Origin of the sequence: Streptomyces sp. NPDC091376, from assembly GCF_044757085.1 — a bacterium.
Classification (GTDB): Bacteria; Actinomycetota; Actinomycetes; order Streptomycetales; family Streptomycetaceae; genus Streptomyces; species Streptomyces pratisoli.
This window is the reverse complement of record NZ_JBIVUF010000006.1, coordinates 376,415-393,500: the sequence shown is the minus strand read 5'-3', so window position 1 is coordinate 393,500 and position 17,086 is coordinate 376,415. Positions and strand designations below refer to the sequence as shown.

The window sequence follows — 17,086 nt, the reverse complement described above, 5'->3', positions numbered from 1 at the left end:
CCATGTGCCGTGTGGTCCATCTGCAACAGGCCGTGCTGGCCAAGAACGACGCGACAGCGCAGACACTGCGCGCTGAGCTGGCGGCCCGCGGGACGACGGTCGTCAACGTGCTCTCCAGCCCGGGCAGCGGCAAGACCGCACTGCTCGAGGCCGAGCTGATGCTGGCGCGTGAGCGGGGCGTACGGGCCGCGGCCCTCACGGCCGACCTGGCCACCGAGAACGACGCCGTGCGCCTCGCCAGGTCCGGACTCCCGGTCAAGCAGGTCCTCACCGACGGGCTCTGCCATCTTGAGGCGGACATGCTCGCCGGCCACCTGGACGGCTGGCTGCCCGAGGACACCCGGCTGCTGTTCGTGGAGAACGTCGGCAACCTCGTCTGCCCCGCCTCGTACGACCTCGGCGAGTCGCTGAGAGTCGTGCTCGCCTCGGTCACCGAGGGCGAGGACAAGCCGCTGAAGTACCCCACCGCCTTCGGACTCGCCCAGCTCGTCGTCGTCACCAAGACCGACATCGCGACGGCCGTCGGCTTCGACGAGGCCGCCTTCCGCGCCCACGTCGAACAGGTCAACCCCGGTGTGGATGTGGTCCTGACGTCCGCGCGCACCGGTGACGGGGCCGGAGTCCTGCTCGACCGGGCGCTGGCCGCCACCGAAGGCACCGGGGTCCACACGCCGGTGATGGCGCGGGCGAGGTCGTGACCACGTCCCGGCAGGGCCTGGCCGCCCCGATGCCGGGGCTCGCCGTCGACCCGTCCGCGCGGCGGCGCCGGGTCACCGTCCGGGGCGTGGTGCAGGGCGTCGGCTTCCGGCCGTTCCTCTACACCCTCGCCACGGAACTGGAGCTGGCCGGCCATGTCACCAACACCGGCGAAGGAGTCGTCGCGGAGGTCGAGGGGACACCGCTCGCCGTGGCCAGGTTCTGTGCCCGGATCGCCGAGGAGGCCCCGCCCCTCGCGCTCGTCGAATCGGTCCACGACCAGGAGGTTCCCGTAACCGGCGGAAGCGGATTCATCATCGTCGCCTCGACGAAGGACGGCCCGGTGCGCACCCTGGTCTCCCCGGACACGGCCACCTGCGCCGACTGCCTCCGGGAGCTCGCCGACCCGGCCGACCGCCGCCACCGGCATCCCTTCATCACGTGTACGCACTGCGGTCCGCGCTTCACCATCGTCACCGGCCTGCCCTACGACCGCGAGCACACCACGATGGCCGACTTCCCGATGTGCGCCGACTGTGCCCGGGAGTACGCCGATCCGGCCGACCGCCGCTTCCACGCCCAGCCCGTCGCCTGCCCCTGCTGCGGGCCCCGGCTGCGGATGATCGTGGCGCCCGCCGCGCCCGGGCTGCGGCCCCGGCACGTGGTCGCGCCCGACCCGAACGACCGGAGCCTGGGCGGGCCGGTCGGCGCCGACCCGGTCGCCGAGGCCCGTCTGCTCCTGTCCGACGGCGCGATCCTCGCGGTGAAGGGGCTCGGCGGCTACCACCTCGCCTGCGACGCGACGAACGCGGCCGCCGTGGCCCTGCTGCGCCGCCGCAAGGCGCGCGGTGACAAGCCCTTCGCGCTGATGGCCGGGGACCTCACGGACGTCGAGCACCTCGTCCATCTGGACGAGGTCGAAAGGGAGTTGCTCACCGGGAGCATCCGGCCCATCGTCCTGCTGCGCCGCCGTGGCGAACCCCTCCCGCGGCCCGGAGCCCCGAGGCCGGCCGAGGCGGTCGCCCCCGGGAGCCCGGACCTCGGCGTCATGCTCCCGTACACCCCGCTGCACCACCTGCTGCTCGGGCTTCCCGGCGACGAGGGACCCGGACCCCGTCTCCTCGTCATGACCAGCGGCAACGTGGCCGGTGAGCCGATCGTCACCGACGACGAGGAAGCACTGGAGCGGCTGGGCGACCTGGCCGACGCCTGGCTGCTGCACGACCGACCGATCCATGTCCCGTGCGACGACTCCGTGGTGCGCGTCTGCGACGGAGAACCGCTGACGCTGCGCCGGTCCCGCGGCCATGCCCCGCTGCCCGTCACCCTGCCCGTGCCCGTCCGCCCGGCCCTCGCGGTCGGCGGCGACCTCAAGAACACCTTCTGTCTCGGCAAGGACCGCAAGGCCTGGCTGTCCGCCCACATCGGCGACATGGACGACCTGGCCACGCACCATGCCTTCGCCTGCGCAGAGGAGCAGTTGGAGGAGATCACGGGGGTACGGCCCGCAATGCTGGCGGCCGACCGCCACCCCGGCTACCGCTCCGCCCGCTGGGCGGCACACAACGCGGAGGGCCGGCCCCTCGTCCGCGTGCAGCACCATCACGCGCATGTCGCCGCCGCCATGGCCGAGCACGGACTGGACGGCGGGCGGCCGGTGATCGGAGTCGCCTTCGACGGCACCGGATACGGCGACGACGGAGCCGTGTGGGGCGGAGAGTTCCTGCTCGCCGACTACGACGGCTTCATCCGGTACGCACACCTCGCGTACGTTCCGCTCCCCGGCGGCGACGCGGCCGTACAGCGCCCGTACCGCATGGCCCTCGCGCATCTGCGCGCCGCGGGCCTCGAACGGCGTGGTGACCTGCCGTGCGTGGCCGCCTGCCCGCCCCAGGAACTGCGGCTCCTGGAACAGCAGTTGGAGCGGAGCCTGAACTGTGTGCCCACATCGAGCATGGGCCGGCTGTTCGACGCCGTCTCCTCGCTGGCGGGCGTGTGCCACAGCGCCGGGTACGAGGCGCAGGCGGCCATCGAGCTCGAAGGGGCCGCGGTGGCGGCCGGGAGCGGGTACGGCGAGGCCTACGCCTTCACCCTGCGGCCGGCCGGCGCCGGCCCCGGGGCCGCGCTGACCGCGGATTCCGCACCCGTCCTGGCGGCGGTCGTGGACGACGTACGCGCGGGCGTGCCGGCACCCGTCGTCGCGGCGCGCTTCCACGCGGCGGTCGCGGCACTGGTGCGCAGGATCTGCGTGATGGCCCGCGAACGGCACGGGCTTGGGACGGTGGCGCTGACCGGCGGAGTGTTCGCCAACGCGCTGCTCTCCTCGGCCTGCGCCCGGGGTCTGCGGGAGGACGGGTTCACCGTACTGCGCCACCACAGGATCCCCCCGAACGACGGAGGACTGGCGCTCGGCCAGCTCGTCGTGGCCGCCCGCCGGGCGGCGGGAACCGGCACGGGAGGGGCCGGCACCGGAGAGAGCGGATGACGCGGCGGCACGAAGCACGACAGCGGCACGCGGCACGACAGCGAGGAGAGACGCATGTGCCTGGCGGTACCCGGCAGGGTGCTGGACATCGAGGACCGGGACGGCACCCGGATGGCCACCGTCGACTTCGGCGGCGTCGTCAAGGAGGTGTGCCTGGAGTACCTGCCCGATCTGCGGGTCGGTGAATACGCCATCGTCCACGTGGGGTTCGCCCTGCAGCGGCTGGACGAGGAGTCGGCGCGGCGGACCCTGGAGCTGTTCGAGACCCTCGGCCTCCTCCAGGAGGAGTTCGGCGACCCCCTGGAGGCCCAGCAGTGAAGTACATCGACGAGTTCCAGGACCCCGCCCTGGCGAGGCGGCTGCTCGACGAGATCCGCTCCACCGTGACCCGGCCGTGGGCGCTGATGGAGGTCTGCGGAGGCCAGACCCACACCATCATCCGGCACGGCATCGACCAACTCCTCCCCGATGAGGTGGAGTTGATCCACGGCCCGGGCTGCCCGGTCTGCGTCACCCCGCTGGAGGTCATCGACAAGGCGCTGGCGATCGCGTCCCGGCCCGGGGTGATCTTCTGCTCCTTCGGGGACATGCTCCGCGTGCCGGGAACGGACCGCGACCTGTTCCAGGTGCGCAGCGAGGGCGGCGACGTACGGGTGGTGTACTCGCCGCTCGACGCGCTGCGGGTCGCCCAGCAGAACCCGGACCGCGAGGTCGTGTTCTTCGGCATCGGCTTCGAGACCACCGCGCCCCCCAACGCCATGACCGTGTACCAGGCCCGCAAGCTCGGCATCCCCAACTTCAGCCTGCTGGTGTCCCATGTGCGCGTACCGCCCGCGATCGACGCGATCATGCGATCCCCTAGCTGCCGCGTACAGGCCTTCCTCGCCGCCGGCCACGTGTGCAGCGTGATGGGCACCGGCGAGTACCCGGATCTCGCCGAGCGGTACGAGGTCCCCATCGTGGTGACCGGTTTCGAGCCCCTGGACATCCTCGAAGGAGTACGCCGCACCGTCCTCCAGCTGGAACGCGGCGAGCACACCGTGGACAACGCCTACCCGCGGGCCGTCAGGCCCGAGGGGAACCCCGCCGCCCGGGCCATGCTGGCCGACGTCTTCGAGGTCACCGACCGCTCCTGGCGCGGCATCGGGGTGATCCCCGACAGTGGATGGCGGCTGTCCCCGCGCTACCGGGAGTACGACGCCGAGCACCGCTTCTCGGTGACCGGCATCGCCACCCGCGAACCGGCGGCGTGCCGCAGCGGAGAGGTCCTGCAGGGCCTGCTGAAGCCTCACGAGTGCGAGGCCTTCGGCACCAGCTGCACCCCGCGCACCCCGCTGGGAGCCACGATGGTCTCCAGTGAGGGCGCGTGCGCGGCCTACTACCTCTACCGGCGGCTGGACCTGACGCCCGCCGCCGCATCGGATTCCCTGGAGGGCAGCGCCGTTGTCTGAGACGACCGAACCGAGAGCCGGAACCCTCGACGTCCTCGGGTGGACATGCCCGGCGCCGCTGCGGAACCAGCCGCGCGTGGTCATGGGCCACGGCGGTGGCGGCGCCATGTCCGCGGAGCTGGTCGAGCACCTCTTCGTGCCCGCCTTCGGAGGGCCCGAACTCGCCGGTACGGTCGACGCCGCGGCGCTCGAACTGGGCGGCGCGCGGCTGGCGTTCTCCACGGACTCCTTCGTGGTGCGGCCGCTGTTCTTCCCCGGCGGAAGCATCGGCGACCTCGCCGTCAACGGAACGGTCAACGACCTCGCCATGAGCGGTGCCCGGCCCGCGTACCTGTCCTGCGGGTTCATCCTCGAGGAGGGCGTCGAGCTGTCGGTCGTGCAGCGCGTGGCCGAAGCCCTCGGGGCGGCCGCGCGGACCGCGGGCGTGGAGGTGGTGACCGGTGACACCAAGGTCGTGGAGGCGGGCCACGGCGACGGCGTCTTCATCAACACCTCGGGCATCGGCCTGATCCCGCACGGTGTCGACCTGCGTCCCCAGCGCGTTGTGCCCGGCGACGTGGTGGTCGTCAGCGGACCCGTCGGTGTCCACGGTGTGGCCATCATGAGCGTGCGCGAGGGCCTGGAGTTCGGCGTGGAGATCGAGAGCGACTGCGCCCCGCTCGCCGGTCTGGTGGAGGCGATGCTCGCCGTCACCGAGGATCTGCACGTCCTGCGGGACCCGACGCGCGGGGGACTGGCCGCCGCGCTCAACGAGATCGCCTCCGCCTCCGGCACGGGCGTCGTCGTCCAGGAGCGCGCCGTCCCCGTCCCGGCCGCCGTCGCCAACGCCTGCGCCGTGCTCGGCCTCGACCCCATGTACGTGGCGAACGAGGGCAAACTCGTCGCGTTCGTCCCGCGCGAGCACGCCGACGCCGTGCTGGCGGCCATGCGCGCGCATCCACTGGGCCGCGAGGCCGCGGTGATCGGAGAGGCGGTTGCGGCCCATCCCGGCATGGTGGTGGCCCGCACGGGGCTCGGCGGCACCCGGGTGGTCGACATGCCGCTCGGGGAGCAACTGCCGCGCATCTGCTGAGCCCCGGGAGCTCTCGCACACCGGCGGCGGTGGCCGCGGTCCTCGTACGCCGTCGGTCCGCGAGCCGCGACCCGCGGCTCGCGAACAGTAGTGATGCGCCTTACTGCAGGCGCGGGCGTTGAGGTCGGCGTGAGCCGGCACACCGTGCCCGACTCGTACTGGCCGATGGCGGAGAGGACGCGCCCCGGCAGGGCAAGTCCGATCGCATCGTCGCTGTCTGGCGCGCCCAGCACTCTGCGGAGTCGCGTAACTCAGAAGTCATCGACAAGGGAGGCGGAAGAACTGACATCCTCGTCTCCTTCGGCGCCGTGCAGTGTTCCGGTTGCGTCCGGGGCCGTTCGGACGGCATTCGGCCGCACCGGGCACGATGTCGAAGGGCCCCACCGTTCGCGGTGGGACCCTTCGACGTTGTCCGGCTCGCTTTCCGACTCGGCCGGCTTCGCGGGTCCCGCCCGCGACAACGGCCATCAGCCGATGTTGGTGTGGTTCGCCCAATCGTTGTGGAAGGTGAATCCGCCGCTCGCCGGCGGCGTCGGTGACTGCACCTCGATCCAGCACAGCGGCTCCGTGCCGAGCGCCGCGAAGCCGTGCGACGCGCCGACGGGTGCGAAGACGAGGTCGCCGACCCCGGCGAGGTCCTCCTTGCCGTCGCAGAAGGCTCGCGTCTGCCCGGAGATCAAGTAGTAGGTCTCCTCGAACGGGTGGAAGTGTTCCTTCGCGGTCTTGAACGGGGCGTCGTCCACGACGCTGGGCGTGAACTGCACCATGAACATCGCGTGGTGGCGCGTCCCGAGGAGATCGTCGACCATCATGCGGATCTGGACGTTCTGTACGTTCGCGCCGTGGTAGCCCGGCATGGAGATCGACCCTGGGGGCGCCATGTCCGATTGATCGAAGTGACCGACGTACGGCTTGGCCGGGTCGAGCTCGTCAACGTCTACGCCCTGTGTCGGCACTTGCGTCTCCGGCGCCTCGAACACCCCCCACGTCCCCCTGCCGTCAATGGGGCGCGGCTGCGGAGCGTGCACACGCAGCATGCGTACGCGCTCATCGGACGGGTTGCTCCAAGCGTGACCCACCGCATGGGGCACGAAACCGAAGTCCTGCGGACGCAGAGCGTAGTTGTGGTCGGCGACCGCGAGCAGTGGGTTGCCTTCCAGAACGAAGAACGACTCCTCGAACGGGTGCCGGTGTCCGATGACGTGTCCCCCCGGCTCCAGTTCGACGATCGCGATCGACAGGTGAGTGGCACCGTCTTCCGGGCCGAGGAAGGTCGCCACCCGGCTACCCGTTCCCGGTTCACTCGGATGTGACTCGACGAACTTGAGAGCGTCTCCCCGGTGAATGCTCAGGACTCGAGGCGCGCGCGAGACCTCTGCTGACTGCTTCATGATCGCCTTCCCGCTGGGTCCAGTGATATACGACTGTGCGCATCCGCCGTTAGCCGGGGGGAAATCGCAGGTGATGGGAGCTGTCGCCCCGGGCTCCCCACATCGCCTCGCCGGTCGCCCCAGCCGTGGGCTCGGGCTCGATGCGCAACGGACAGGAGACGAAGACGTCGTGGTCGCGGTACAGGAGGGTGAGACCTTGCAGCTCCGCGGCCGCGGCCACCACGAGATCCACTGCGCCGGCACCGCGGTGCTTGCCCTGCTCGGTGAGGGCTTCCTGACCTGCCAGGCTGTCACGGATCGATGCCCATCGCGGCTCATCGGCAGCCTGAGCGAGGACCAGGAGATTCCCGCCCCGGCCCGTGGATGAGCTCTGAAGCATCGAATCGAAGACCGGATCCACGCGCCGGTCGCGGGTGAACTGGCGAGCGGGGTGCGCACCTGCGCTTCGACGTCCGCAGGCAGCTGCGTTTCGTCGTTCACCGACGCTGCTCGCAGCCGGCCAACTGAACCGTGTCCTGTCCGACGGCGAGGAGGGTGCGTCGGCGGGCTGCGACGGCCTTCTCGGCCGCGGCCTTGAGGCGGCGCTACTCGGCGAGCTCGCCCTGGTACATCTGGACGGCTTCCTGGTACCGGTCGACGACTCACGGTTGTTCAGATGCTCCTCGGGCTCCATCTCGCTCATAGCGGCGGCCGAGTGCATCGCTGCGCTCACTTCCCGGCAGCCGGCCGTCGTCGCCGTCCACCAGGGAGTCTCCATCGGCGCGGCGCTCGCGACCGTCGCCGGTGAGCGGGCCTGGGTCATGCGGATCGCCATCGCCATCGCCTCCGCCTGGCGGGGGCGGGGTCTGGCCAGTGCCCTGCTGGTGGAGCTGGAGCGGCGGCTCGTCGCCGCGTCCGTCCCGCTCGGTGGCCGAGCCCTCAGCCGACCATCGCGATTCGGATAAAAGTCGCATAATGGCCATTCAGGGCTATCGCCCGATGCGATGTGCGGATTGCCGCGAAGGAGGGCCTCATGGGTCGGGACGAAGCGTTCGAACTGGTCTTCACGGGTGGGGCCGCGTCGGTGCCCGACGGCGAGGACGCCGTCGTGGTGCACCGCACCGACCGAAAGGGACCGGGCGGGCATCCGATCTACGCCGATGACACCGGCATCGTCCAAGCGGAGATCAGCGACCGCGGCGAGGTCCGCATGATCGCCAGCGGCGGCCACCAGCAGCCCGCCTCCGGTGTCGAGGTCAGACCCGTGGTCCAGCCCTAGACGCATCGGGCGGGCGGCTCACCAGGCCAGTTCGTCGTCGAACATCGTCACGGAGGCCTCCGGGATCTCCGCGCCCAGGGCGAGTTCCGCCCAGATGATCTTGCCCGGGCTCACATAGCGTGTGCCCCAGCGCTGGGAGAACTGCGCGACGAGGAAGAGCCCGCGGCCGCCCTCGTCCGTCGCGGCGGCGCGGCGGAGGTGCGGTGAGGTGCTGCTGCCGTCGGAGACCTCGCAGAAGAGTGTGCGGCCGTACAACAGCCGCACCCGCACGGGCTCGGCGCCGTAGCGGAGCGCGTTGGTCAGCAGTTCGCTCAGCACGAGTTCGGTGACGAACACGGACTCCTCGAGTCCCCATTCCTCGAGCCGCCGCCCCGCCTCGGCCCGGACCCGGGACACGGCCGACATGTCGAGCGGAACGTCCCACACCGCGGACCTGTACTGGTCGAGACGCCGGGCGCGGGCGACGAGGAGCGCGATGTCGTCGCTGGGCTGGCCGGGCAGCATCGCGTCCGTCACGGCGAGACAGGTCTCCTCGGGCGTCAGCCCGGCCGGTGCGATCGCGCTGCTCAGCAGCGCCAGTCCCTCGTCGACGTCCCGGTGCCGGTCCTCGACCAGCCCGTCGGTGAAGAGCACGAGCCGGCTGCCCTCGGCCAGATCCACCTCGGTCTCCTCGAACGGATGGCCGCCGACGCCGAGCGGCGGCGACACGGGCAGCTCCGGATACGTCACCCCGTTCCAGGGGTCGACGAGCGCGGGCGCGAGGTGCCCGGCATGGGCGAGGGTGCAGCGTCCGCTGACCGAGTCGTAGATCGCGTACAGACAGGTCGCGCCGGTCACCGTCGCCCGGTCGACCTCCGACCCGGGCGCCTGGTCCGCGTCGATGCGCAGCACCAGGTCGTCGAGGTGGGCGAGGAGATCGGCGGGCGGCAGGTCGAGCGAGGAGAAGTTGAGGATGGCCGTACGCAGCCGGCCCATCGTGGCCGCGGCGTGCATCCCGTGCCCGACGACGTCCCCGACGACCAGCGCGACCCGCAGCCCCGGCAGCGGGATCACGTCGAACCAGTCGCCGCCCACTCCCGCCTGCGCGGGCAGATACCGCCAGGCCACGTCGAGCGCGTCCTGCTCGGGCAGATCCCGCGGGAGCAGACTCCGCTGCAGCGTCACCGCCATCGCGTGCTCCCGCGTGAACCGTCGCGCGTTGTCGATCGCCACCGCCGCCCGGGCCGCGAGCTCCTCGGCGAACGAGGTGTCCTCCTCGTCGAAGCGCGGGGCGTCCGCCGACCGCCAGAAGTTGACCAGGCCGAGCACGACGCCACGGGCCTGGAGCGGCACGGTGATCAGCGAGCTGATGCCGTACGCCAGCGCCTGCCTGGCCCCTTCCGGGTCCTCGACCCCCCAGGTCCCGGACGTGGCGAGATCGGGTTCGATCAGCGCGCGGCCGTTGTCGAGCGCGGTTGTCATCGGGGTGACGTTGATGGGGATGAGATCGCCGACCGGCTGGAGGGGATGGTCCTCCCGGATGCCGATGAGCGCGGTGCGCCGCATCTCGCTGAGCACACCCGTGGGTTCGTCACCACGCAGCACGGGATCGAGCAGCTCCACGGTGACGAAGTCGGCGAACCGCGGGACGGCCACCTCCGCGAGCTCCGTCGCCGTCCTGCGCACGTCCAGCGTGGTGCCGATCCGCACCCCGGCCTCGTACAGGAGCGTCAGACGCTCCCGGGCCACCTCGGCCCGTCCCGACAGGGCCCGCAGCTCCGTGGTGTCGCGAAGGCTCGCCACCAGGCCGGTCACTCCGCCGTACGGGGCCGTGGGCCGCGTGTTGACGGCAAGCAGCCGGTCCCCGGAAAGGAACACCTCGTCGGAGACCTCCTTGCCCGACACCAGCAGCCGGGTGAAGCTCGGGCCGAGTCGCAGCTCGGTCACAGGCCGGCGGTCCGCGTCGGCGGGCAGATCGAGCAGCCGCCGCGCTTCGTCGTTGGCGAGCAGCAGCCGGCCGTCGCCGCCGACGATCAGAACGCCCTCCCGCACCGCGTGCAGAACGGCGTCGTGGTGCTCGTACATCCGGGTCATCTCGGCCGGGTCGAGCCCGTGGGTCTGCCGCCGCAGCCGCCGGCTGACCAGTGCCGCCCCGCCGGTGGCGAGCACCAGCGCGCCGGCGGCCGAGGTGAGCAGGACGGGCAGTTGCCGGTCCAGCAGATCGCCGACGTTCGCGACCTGGATGCCGGCGGTGACGAGGCCGACGACGCGCCTGCCGGAGTCCAGCACGGGGACGACGGCCCGCACCGCGTTGTGCGGCTCGCCCTCGAACCTCTCGGTGAACGACTCTCCCGCGGCCGCCCGCGAGATGTCGCCCTCCACCCGCTGTCCGATCAGCTGCGGCTCCGGGTCGGTGTAGCGGATCCCGTCCTTGCCCAGTACGGAGATGAAGTCGACCCCGGCGCCGCGCTGGGCCTTCTCGGTGGCGGACTGCAGGGCGGCGGTCGGGTCGCCGGACTCGAGGGCTTCGGCGGTGCCGGGCGCGTGCGCGAACGTCTCCGCCGCCGCGAGAGAGCGGTTGTGGGCGTCCTCGTAGCTGTCGTACTTCGCCTGCAGGACCAGGGCGACCGCCGCGGCGATGACGAGCAGGATCACCACGATCGCCTGCAGGAGGAACACCTGGGTGGCGAGGCTGTGCACGCTCAGGGCCGACTGCAGACGACGACGCCACCCCGGGCGCTCGCGCTGATCGCGCGAGCGCGGGCGGCTGGACGGCATGACCGCCGTCAGCCAGGACCGGCGGGGACGTCCGATCATGTCCCAGTTCTAACACTGGGTCGCCGCAAGGGGCGACCGGTCACCGACCGGGTGGAGCCACGTGGAACCGGCCCGGACGGGAGCGGTTCGCAGGCGACACCCGTTCGGGGGCACACCGGACTGGTCACGTCGCGCTTACGGGTAGGCGAGGGCACATGCCCTTCAGATTCGGCGAGCCGGACCACGACCGGGCGCGCCGCGGTCACTGGTTCGCACGGCTCTACGGCCGGTTGATGACCTCGGTGGCCGGGCTCGCCTGGAACCGAGGGCGCGAGATGGAGCTGCTGCACCGCGCCATGGGGTTCGCGGCGCTCTGCTTCCTCACTCTCGTACCGCTGCTGGTCGTCGTCGCCGCGGCAGACCCGGCGAGCGGTAAGGGCTTCGCCAAATGGCTCGTGCAGGGGCTCGGTGTGTCGTCGCAGGTGTCGCAGGAGGAGGTGGAGGACCTCTTCGGCCGGCCGGGGGAGGCGTTGCAGCGGACCACGGCGTTCGGTCTCGCCGCGCTGGCCGCGTTCGGGGTGACGTTCGGATCCGCCGTACAGACCGGCTACGAGCGCGTGTGGGACCTGCCGACGGCGCGATGGCACACGATGTGGCGGCACGTCGTCTGGCTCGCGGTACTGGTGGTCGCGCTGCTGCTCTTCGTCAACACACCCACCCCGGCGGAAGCCTCCACGCTGGAGAGGGTGCTGGTGCCCGCCGTCGACCTGCTGGGCACGTTCGTCTTCTTCTGGTGGTCGCAGTGGCTGCTGCTGTGCGGCCGGCTCCGCTGGCGCGCGCTGGTCCCCGGGGCCGTGGCGACGGCGGTCGGGCTGCTCGGGCTGCGGGTCTTCTCCCAGTTCGTGTTCTCGCCCCTGATCGCGACGAACGCCGTGACGTACGGGTCGATCGGGACCGTGCTGGTCCTTCAGTCCTGGCTGGTCGGGGTGGGTTTCGTCGTCTACGGAGGGGCGCTCGTGGGGCGGCTCTTCCACGAGTACGAGGTACGGCGCAGGCTCACCGGAGAACCGTACGAACCGCCGCCGCAGGCGCCGCAGGCGTGAACCTGCCGTCTGCCGGACGAGGTGGACACGGACGGCTCGTCGACCGGATCGTCGGTCGTCCGCCGATTCGTCCGCCGATTCGTCGGCCGGCTCGTCGGCCGGATCGTCAGTCGAACGAGGCGAAGTAGGACGCGGCCATGTCGTCCCCGCCGCGCCCGTCGCGCTCCACTCGTTCGAAGCGCGCCACGCCGCCCTGTGCGAGGTCCAGCCGCACCCCCGCGCGCTCGCCGGCCTCGACGATGAGCCGGCCGTCCTTGAGCGCGTTGGTGACGGTGAAGCTGGGGGAGAAGTCGTCGGCCAGGATCGCCGCGGCCTTGACGCGCAGATAGCCGTTGTCCAGCACCCCGCCGGCCACGGCGTCGAGGAACGCCTGCGGGTCGACGTCCAGCCCGCGGGCCAGGCTCATCGCCTCGGCCGCGGCGTGGTTGAGCGCCGAGACCCAGCTGTTCAGCACCAGCTTCAGCCTGCTCGCCGCCGCGGTGGCACCGTCGTCCCCCACCCAGAGAGTCCGCCGTCCCACGGCGTCGAACACCGGGGTGAGGACGTCCTGTGCGGAGGCCGGGCCCGCCGCCAGGACCAGCAGTTCGCCCTGCTCGGCCGGCTGTCGGCTGCCGAGCACGGGCGCGTCCACGAACGTGAGGGACCGCTCGCGAGCGAAGCCGGCCAGCTCGCTCGTCGCGGCGTCGCCGACCGTGGCGGACTGGGCCCATACCGTGCCGGCCGCGAGACCGTCCGCCGCCTCGCGCATGACGGCGAGCACCCGGGGCCCGTCGTTGAGCATGGTCAGCACCACATCCGCGCCGTCGACCGCCTCGGCGGGCGACGCGGCACCGTACGCCCCGTCCGCCACCAGTGCCTCCGCCTTCTCCCGGGTGCGGTTCCAGACCCGGACGGGCAGGCCCGCGCGCATCAGGGAGCGCGCCATGCCCGCGCCCATGATCCCGGTGCCCAGCAGGGCCACCGTGGGACGGGCCTTCGTGCTGTCAGCTGTCGGTGCGGTCACCTGCGTCGCCTCCCGGGCTCGGTTCCCCCGAAGCGGGGATCTCCGTGAGGAGATCCCCGGGGGTGATCCTATGGCTGCTGCTCCGGTACGAGCCCGTCGGCGACCAGGCCCGCGAGGACCGCCTCGCCCAGCGCGTGCACCGCCGACTGCGGGCGGACCATCACCGTGAACTCCTTGATCCTGCCCGCGTCGTCGAACTGCAGCAGGTCGATGCCGTGGATCTGCTTGCCCTGCACCTCGGCCCGGAACATCAGGATCTCCGAGGGGGCCTCGGTGCCGTCCGCGCTGGTCTCGGCCGTGCCGTCGAACCTCCCGACGTAGTGGAACCCCTCGAACGTGCGCAGCAGTACGCCGAACAGCCCCAGGACCATGGCCCTGCCCTCGAAGGGCGTGAACTTGACCGGGCTGTAGAGGCGTACGTCCTCGGTGAACAGGTCGTCCAGCGCGCCGAGGTCGCGCTTCTCCACGGCGGCCCGGAAACGGTCTGCGGTCTCCATCACGGTTCCTCACTCACTACTCAACAATGTGTCTAGTCATTTTGTTGACTACAGAGCTGTTCATCACGCGGTCGTACCGCACCGGAAGTAAAATGAACGACGGTTTCCGCAGGGCGCAGGAACGGATGCACTCCGGAGAGGTCCATGACGCCGCGTCGTCTTCCGCGGTCGGCGAGCGCCGACGACCTCTTGACGACCCTCGGGCTGCTCACCGCACAGGCGCGACAGGGCGCCGAGGAGCAGCGTGCCCGCGTCGACCTGGCCGAGGCGCTTCAGCGGGAGATGCTTCCGGAGACGCTGCCGTGCGTGCCGGGACTGCGGGCGGCGGCCAGGTACGCTCCCGCCCGCGACGGACTCGACATAGGCGGCGACTGGTACGACGGCTTCGTGATGCCCGACGGTTCGCTGGGGTTCTCCATCGGCGACGTACAGGGCCATGACGTCGAGGCCGCGGCCTTCATGGGGCAGATACGCATAGGTCTGCGTGCCGTGGCGCTGGCGGCGACCGACCCGGGCGAGGTGCTCGGACGGGCCAACGACCTGCTGGTGTCGGTGGCCCGAGATCTCTTCGCGACCTGTACCTTTCTCCGCTTCGACCCGACGACGTGGGTGCTGGAGAGCGCCCGGGCCGGTCATGTCCCGGCCGTCTGGGGCACGGCCGACGGCTGGTGCGAGGCCGCGCAGGACCCCGGCGGGCTGCCGCTGGGTATCGAGCCGGGCGAGGCGTACCCGGTGACCACGCGCAGACTGACCCAGGGCGGCGCCTTCGTGCTGCTGACGGACGGGGTGATCGAAGGGCCCGCCGTGCCGATCGAGGCGGGCCTCGCGCGGGTGACCCGGGTGGTGGCGGCCGGAATCGGCGCCGGGGCCGACGTCCTGGCGGCCGAGGTCATGAAGGCGGCCGAGTTCACCGGCCACACGGACGACGCCGCGGTGCTGGTGCTCTGCCATGACGCGGCGCCGGCCGGGCCGGCGGGCGGCGTGGGGTAGCCACCGGAGGTACCTCCGGCGCACCGGTGCCGTCGGGCCCGGCGGCGCGTGTCACGCGGGTGCGGGGCGCGGCGGCGTTGTGAGATGACTGCTGTGGCCCGTATCCAGGAAATCCGCCGTAGCGGCGCAGTCGTCCTCCTGATGCTCGCCGTCGCCGCCGTCTACTTCGTGGCGGGACGCGTCGGGCTCACGCTGCAGGTGGACGTCGGAGGTGCGGTCGTCACCCCGCTCTGGCCGCCCACGGGCATCGCCCTGACCTGTCTGCTCTGGTTCGGGCTCCGGGTCTGGCCGGGGATCGCCCTCGGCACCTTCCTGCTCATCCTCGTCATCAGCCCGTTCGAGACCTACTCCCTCGGCGTCCTCGCCGGGAACACCCTCGCCCCGGTCTGCGCATACCTGATGCTCCGGCGGGTCGGTTTCCGCACCCAGCTCGACCGGCTGCGGGACGGCCTCGCGCTCGTGTTCATCGGGGCACTGGCCGGGATGCTGATCAGCGCGACCGTCGGGGCCGGTGTGCTCGTGCTCGCCGGCGTGCTCGCGACCGACGACTTCTGGCAGATCTGGTCGGCATGGTGGGCCGGGGACGCCATGGGCGTCCTGGTCGTGACCCCTCTGCTGCTGGTCTGCCGCACGGTCCGATGGCCCAAGGGCATGCGTCCCGCCCGGTGGGTGGAGGCCGGCTTCCTGCTCCTCAGCGTCGCCGTCGTCACCATCGCCGTCACCCACACCGCGCTCACGCTGCTGTTCCTCGTGTTCCCGCTGCTGATGTGGGCGGCGCTGCGCTTCCAGCTGATCGGGGCCGCGCCCTGCGTCCTGATCGTGTCGGTCGTGGCGATCTCGGCCGCCACCGATGTGACGGGGCCGTTCTCCGGACACAGCCTTCTCGCGATCATGAGCACGCTGCAGGCCCTCAACGGTTCGGCGGCGCTGACCGGACTGCTGCTCTCCGCGATCGTCACCGAGCAGTACACCGTCCGCCACAAGATCGAGCTGGCGTGCAGCGAGCTGGCCGAGGTGGTGGACCGTCTCGTCCCCGGCAGCGGTGCGGCCCGCCGCTGGCCACCACCCCAGGACAAGGACATCTGACCCGGGGAAAGCGGTCCGAACGTGCCGCCGCCCGTCAGGCCCAGGGGGTGAAGCCCACCGCCCGGCCGGTCCCGTCGCGCTGGATCTCCACCATGCCCTCGACCGCCGTGCGGTCGATCGGGCCGTAGACGTGCGGGAAGAGGGTGCCGGGTGCGACGCCCGGTGGCGGTGCCGAGCCCGCGGGTTCGAGGCGGACCGGGGCGAGGAGCTTCGTCTCGTCGATCAGCAGGGCCATCAACGGGCCGGGCACGTCACGGTAGTAGGCGTCGACGACCGCGAGGGTGGTGGCTTCGTCGGGTGAGCAGTGGACGAAACCCTCCGCGGAAAGGGACGCGGGGGCGTAGGCCCGTTCCGGGATGGCGAGCCAGTCGTCGAGCGCTACCACGTGCATGATCATGAGTCAGTTATAGCCCTGCCGAGGGCTGTTGCGGGACAGCCGTCGCACCCGGCCGACGCTCGGGCCCGGGCGACCGCCGCACCGGCCGACGGTCAGGCCCGGACCAGGATCGCGCCCTTACGCCCGGACCACCGTCACACCCGCCTCCGTGAAGCGGGCGGCGGCCTCCTCGGTCACGGCGGCGTCCGTGACCAGGGTGTCGACCTCCTCCGTGGCACAGATGCGGGCGAAGGCGCGGGCGCCCAGCTTGGTGGAGTCCGCGGCGACGACCACCCGCTGCGCGCGCTCGCACAGCAACCGGTTGATCGCGGCCTCGTCCTCGTCATGGGCGGCGGCGCCGTGGACCACGTCGAACGCGTTCACCCCGAGGACCGCGACGTCCAGGGTGATCTGGCTGAGCACCCCGTCGGCGAGCGGGCCGATGAGCTCGTACGACTGGGGACGTGCCACCCCGCCCGTGACGACGATCTTGAACTGGGGGCGGATCGCCAGCTCGTTGGCGATGTTGAGGGCGTTGGTGACGATCGTGAGTGCCGGGGAGCCCGTGGCCAGATCGGGGCGCGCCGCCAGCGCCCGGGCGACCTCGGTGGTCGTGGTGCCACCGGTGAAGCCGACCACCTCCCCGGGCGAGATGAGCTTGGCGACCGCCGCGCTGATGCGGTGCTTCTCCTCCGCGTGCCGCGATGTCTTGTAGCGCAGGGGGAGTTCGTACGAGACTCCGTGCACGACGGCGCCGCCACGGGTGCGTACGAGCATCTGCTGCTCGGCGAGCTGGTCGAAGTCGCGCCGGATGGTCGCGGCCGAGACGTCCAGTGCCGCCGCTGCCTCCTCGACGTCCAGCCTGCCCTGCTCGACCAGTAGCTCCAGCAGTGCCTTCCAGCGGGCGTCGCGTGACATCCGGCGCTCCCTTCCTCGAACGTT

15 protein-coding genes and 2 pseudogenes are annotated in these 17,086 nt (G+C 71.6%); 10 read left to right on the top strand and 7 right to left on the bottom strand.

Annotated features, from left to right (window positions below; all coding sequences use genetic code 11):
• Nucleotides 1–2 precede the first annotated feature (2 nt).
• From hypB to hypE, 5 genes are read left to right on the top strand one after another with little or no spacing between them, the layout of a single operon-like run.
• A complete protein-coding gene (hypB, locus tag ACIQMR_RS16130; protein WP_401386706.1) occupies nt 3–698 on the top strand; it encodes a hydrogenase nickel incorporation protein HypB in 696 nt (231 codons plus the stop codon).
• Between the two features lie 29 nt (nt 699–727).
• Nucleotides 728–3,181 carry a carbamoyltransferase HypF gene (gene hypF / locus ACIQMR_RS16125; protein WP_401386910.1) on the top strand — a complete coding sequence of 818 codons (2,454 nt, stop codon included), beginning with the start codon at nt 728–730 and terminating at the stop codon, nt 3,179–3,181.
• Between the two features lie 54 nt (nt 3,182–3,235).
• Entirely contained in the window at nt 3,236–3,499 is a 264-nt protein-coding gene (locus tag ACIQMR_RS16120; RefSeq protein WP_266377212.1) for a HypC/HybG/HupF family hydrogenase formation chaperone, read from the top strand.
• Nucleotides 3,496–4,632 carry a hydrogenase formation protein HypD gene (gene hypD, locus ACIQMR_RS16115; RefSeq protein ID WP_401386703.1) on the top strand — a complete coding sequence of 379 codons (1,137 nt, stop codon included), beginning with the start codon at nt 3,496–3,498 and terminating at the stop codon, nt 4,630–4,632. The genes ACIQMR_RS16120 and hypD overlap by 4 nt, the downstream gene beginning before the upstream one ends.
• Nucleotides 4,625–5,704 carry a hydrogenase expression/formation protein HypE gene (hypE, locus tag ACIQMR_RS16110; protein ID WP_401386700.1) on the top strand — a complete coding sequence of 360 codons (1,080 nt, stop codon included), beginning with the start codon at nt 4,625–4,627 and terminating at the stop codon, nt 5,702–5,704. The genes hypD and hypE overlap by 8 nt, the downstream gene beginning before the upstream one ends.
• 467 nt (nt 5,705–6,171) lie before the next feature.
• Here hypE and ACIQMR_RS16105 read toward each other — a convergent pair whose 3' ends face one another.
• Together ACIQMR_RS16105 and ACIQMR_RS16100 are read right to left on the bottom strand one after the other, a co-directional pair.
• Entirely contained in the window at nt 6,172–6,984 is an 813-nt protein-coding gene (locus tag ACIQMR_RS16105) for a cupin domain-containing protein (RefSeq protein ID WP_401386697.1), read from the bottom strand.
• A 160-nt stretch (nt 6,985–7,144) separates the two neighbouring features.
• Nucleotides 7,145–7,372: pseudogene (locus ACIQMR_RS16100) on the bottom strand (hypothetical protein); the annotation flags it as partial.
• Between the two features lie 406 nt (nt 7,373–7,778).
• On the opposite strand from ACIQMR_RS16100, the pseudogene ACIQMR_RS16095 reads away from it, so the two are divergent.
• A pseudogene (locus ACIQMR_RS16095) lies at nt 7,779–7,994 on the top strand (GNAT family N-acetyltransferase); the annotation flags it as partial.
• 113 nt (nt 7,995–8,107) lie between these two features.
• Complete coding sequence (locus tag ACIQMR_RS16090) at nt 8,108–8,353, top strand: DUF6296 family protein (protein ID WP_266377221.1); 246 nt, start codon at nt 8,108–8,110, stop codon at nt 8,351–8,353.
• An 18-nt stretch (nt 8,354–8,371) separates the two neighbouring features.
• Here the strand turns inward: ACIQMR_RS16090 and ACIQMR_RS16085 are convergent, their stop codons facing one another.
• The gene (locus tag ACIQMR_RS16085; RefSeq protein ID WP_401386907.1) at nt 8,372–11,110 is read right to left on the bottom strand and encodes a SpoIIE family protein phosphatase; all 2,739 of its coding nucleotides are present in this window, start codon (nt 11,108–11,110) and stop codon (nt 8,372–8,374) included.
• Nucleotides 11,111–11,304: 194 nt separating this feature from the next.
• On the opposite strand from ACIQMR_RS16085, the gene ACIQMR_RS16080 reads away from it, so the two are divergent.
• On the top strand, nt 11,305–12,192 hold the full coding sequence (locus tag ACIQMR_RS16080) for a YhjD/YihY/BrkB family envelope integrity protein (RefSeq protein ID WP_401386693.1): 888 nt from the start codon (nt 11,305–11,307) through the stop codon (nt 12,190–12,192).
• A gap of 106 nt (nt 12,193–12,298) precedes the next feature.
• Here the strand turns inward: ACIQMR_RS16080 and ACIQMR_RS16075 are convergent, their stop codons facing one another.
• Both ACIQMR_RS16075 and ACIQMR_RS16070 read right to left on the bottom strand, forming a co-directional pair.
• Nucleotides 12,299–13,195 carry an NAD(P)-dependent oxidoreductase gene (locus ACIQMR_RS16075; RefSeq protein WP_401386690.1) on the bottom strand — a complete coding sequence of 299 codons (897 nt, stop codon included), beginning with the start codon at nt 13,193–13,195 and terminating at the stop codon, nt 12,299–12,301.
• Between the two features lie 68 nt (nt 13,196–13,263).
• On the bottom strand, nt 13,264–13,692 hold the full coding sequence (locus ACIQMR_RS16070) for a nuclear transport factor 2 family protein (RefSeq protein ID WP_401386687.1): 429 nt from the start codon (nt 13,690–13,692) through the stop codon (nt 13,264–13,266).
• Between the two features lie 144 nt (nt 13,693–13,836).
• On the opposite strand from ACIQMR_RS16070, the gene ACIQMR_RS16065 reads away from it, so the two are divergent.
• The gene (locus ACIQMR_RS16065; RefSeq protein WP_401386684.1) at nt 13,837–14,682 is read left to right on the top strand and encodes a PP2C family protein-serine/threonine phosphatase; all 846 of its coding nucleotides are present in this window, start codon (nt 13,837–13,839) and stop codon (nt 14,680–14,682) included.
• A 93-nt stretch (nt 14,683–14,775) separates the two neighbouring features.
• Complete coding sequence (locus ACIQMR_RS16060; RefSeq protein ID WP_401386904.1) at nt 14,776–15,768, top strand: MASE1 domain-containing protein; 993 nt, start codon at nt 14,776–14,778, stop codon at nt 15,766–15,768.
• A gap of 34 nt (nt 15,769–15,802) precedes the next feature.
• Here ACIQMR_RS16060 and ACIQMR_RS16055 read toward each other — a convergent pair whose 3' ends face one another.
• Complete coding sequence (locus ACIQMR_RS16055; RefSeq protein WP_266377234.1) at nt 15,803–16,165, bottom strand: DUF952 domain-containing protein; 363 nt, start codon at nt 16,163–16,165, stop codon at nt 15,803–15,805.
• A gap of 117 nt (nt 16,166–16,282) precedes the next feature.
• Nucleotides 16,283–17,062 carry a DeoR/GlpR family DNA-binding transcription regulator gene (locus ACIQMR_RS16050; RefSeq protein WP_401386681.1) on the bottom strand — a complete coding sequence of 260 codons (780 nt, stop codon included), beginning with the start codon at nt 17,060–17,062 and terminating at the stop codon, nt 16,283–16,285.
• Nucleotides 17,063–17,086: the final 24 nt, after the last annotated feature.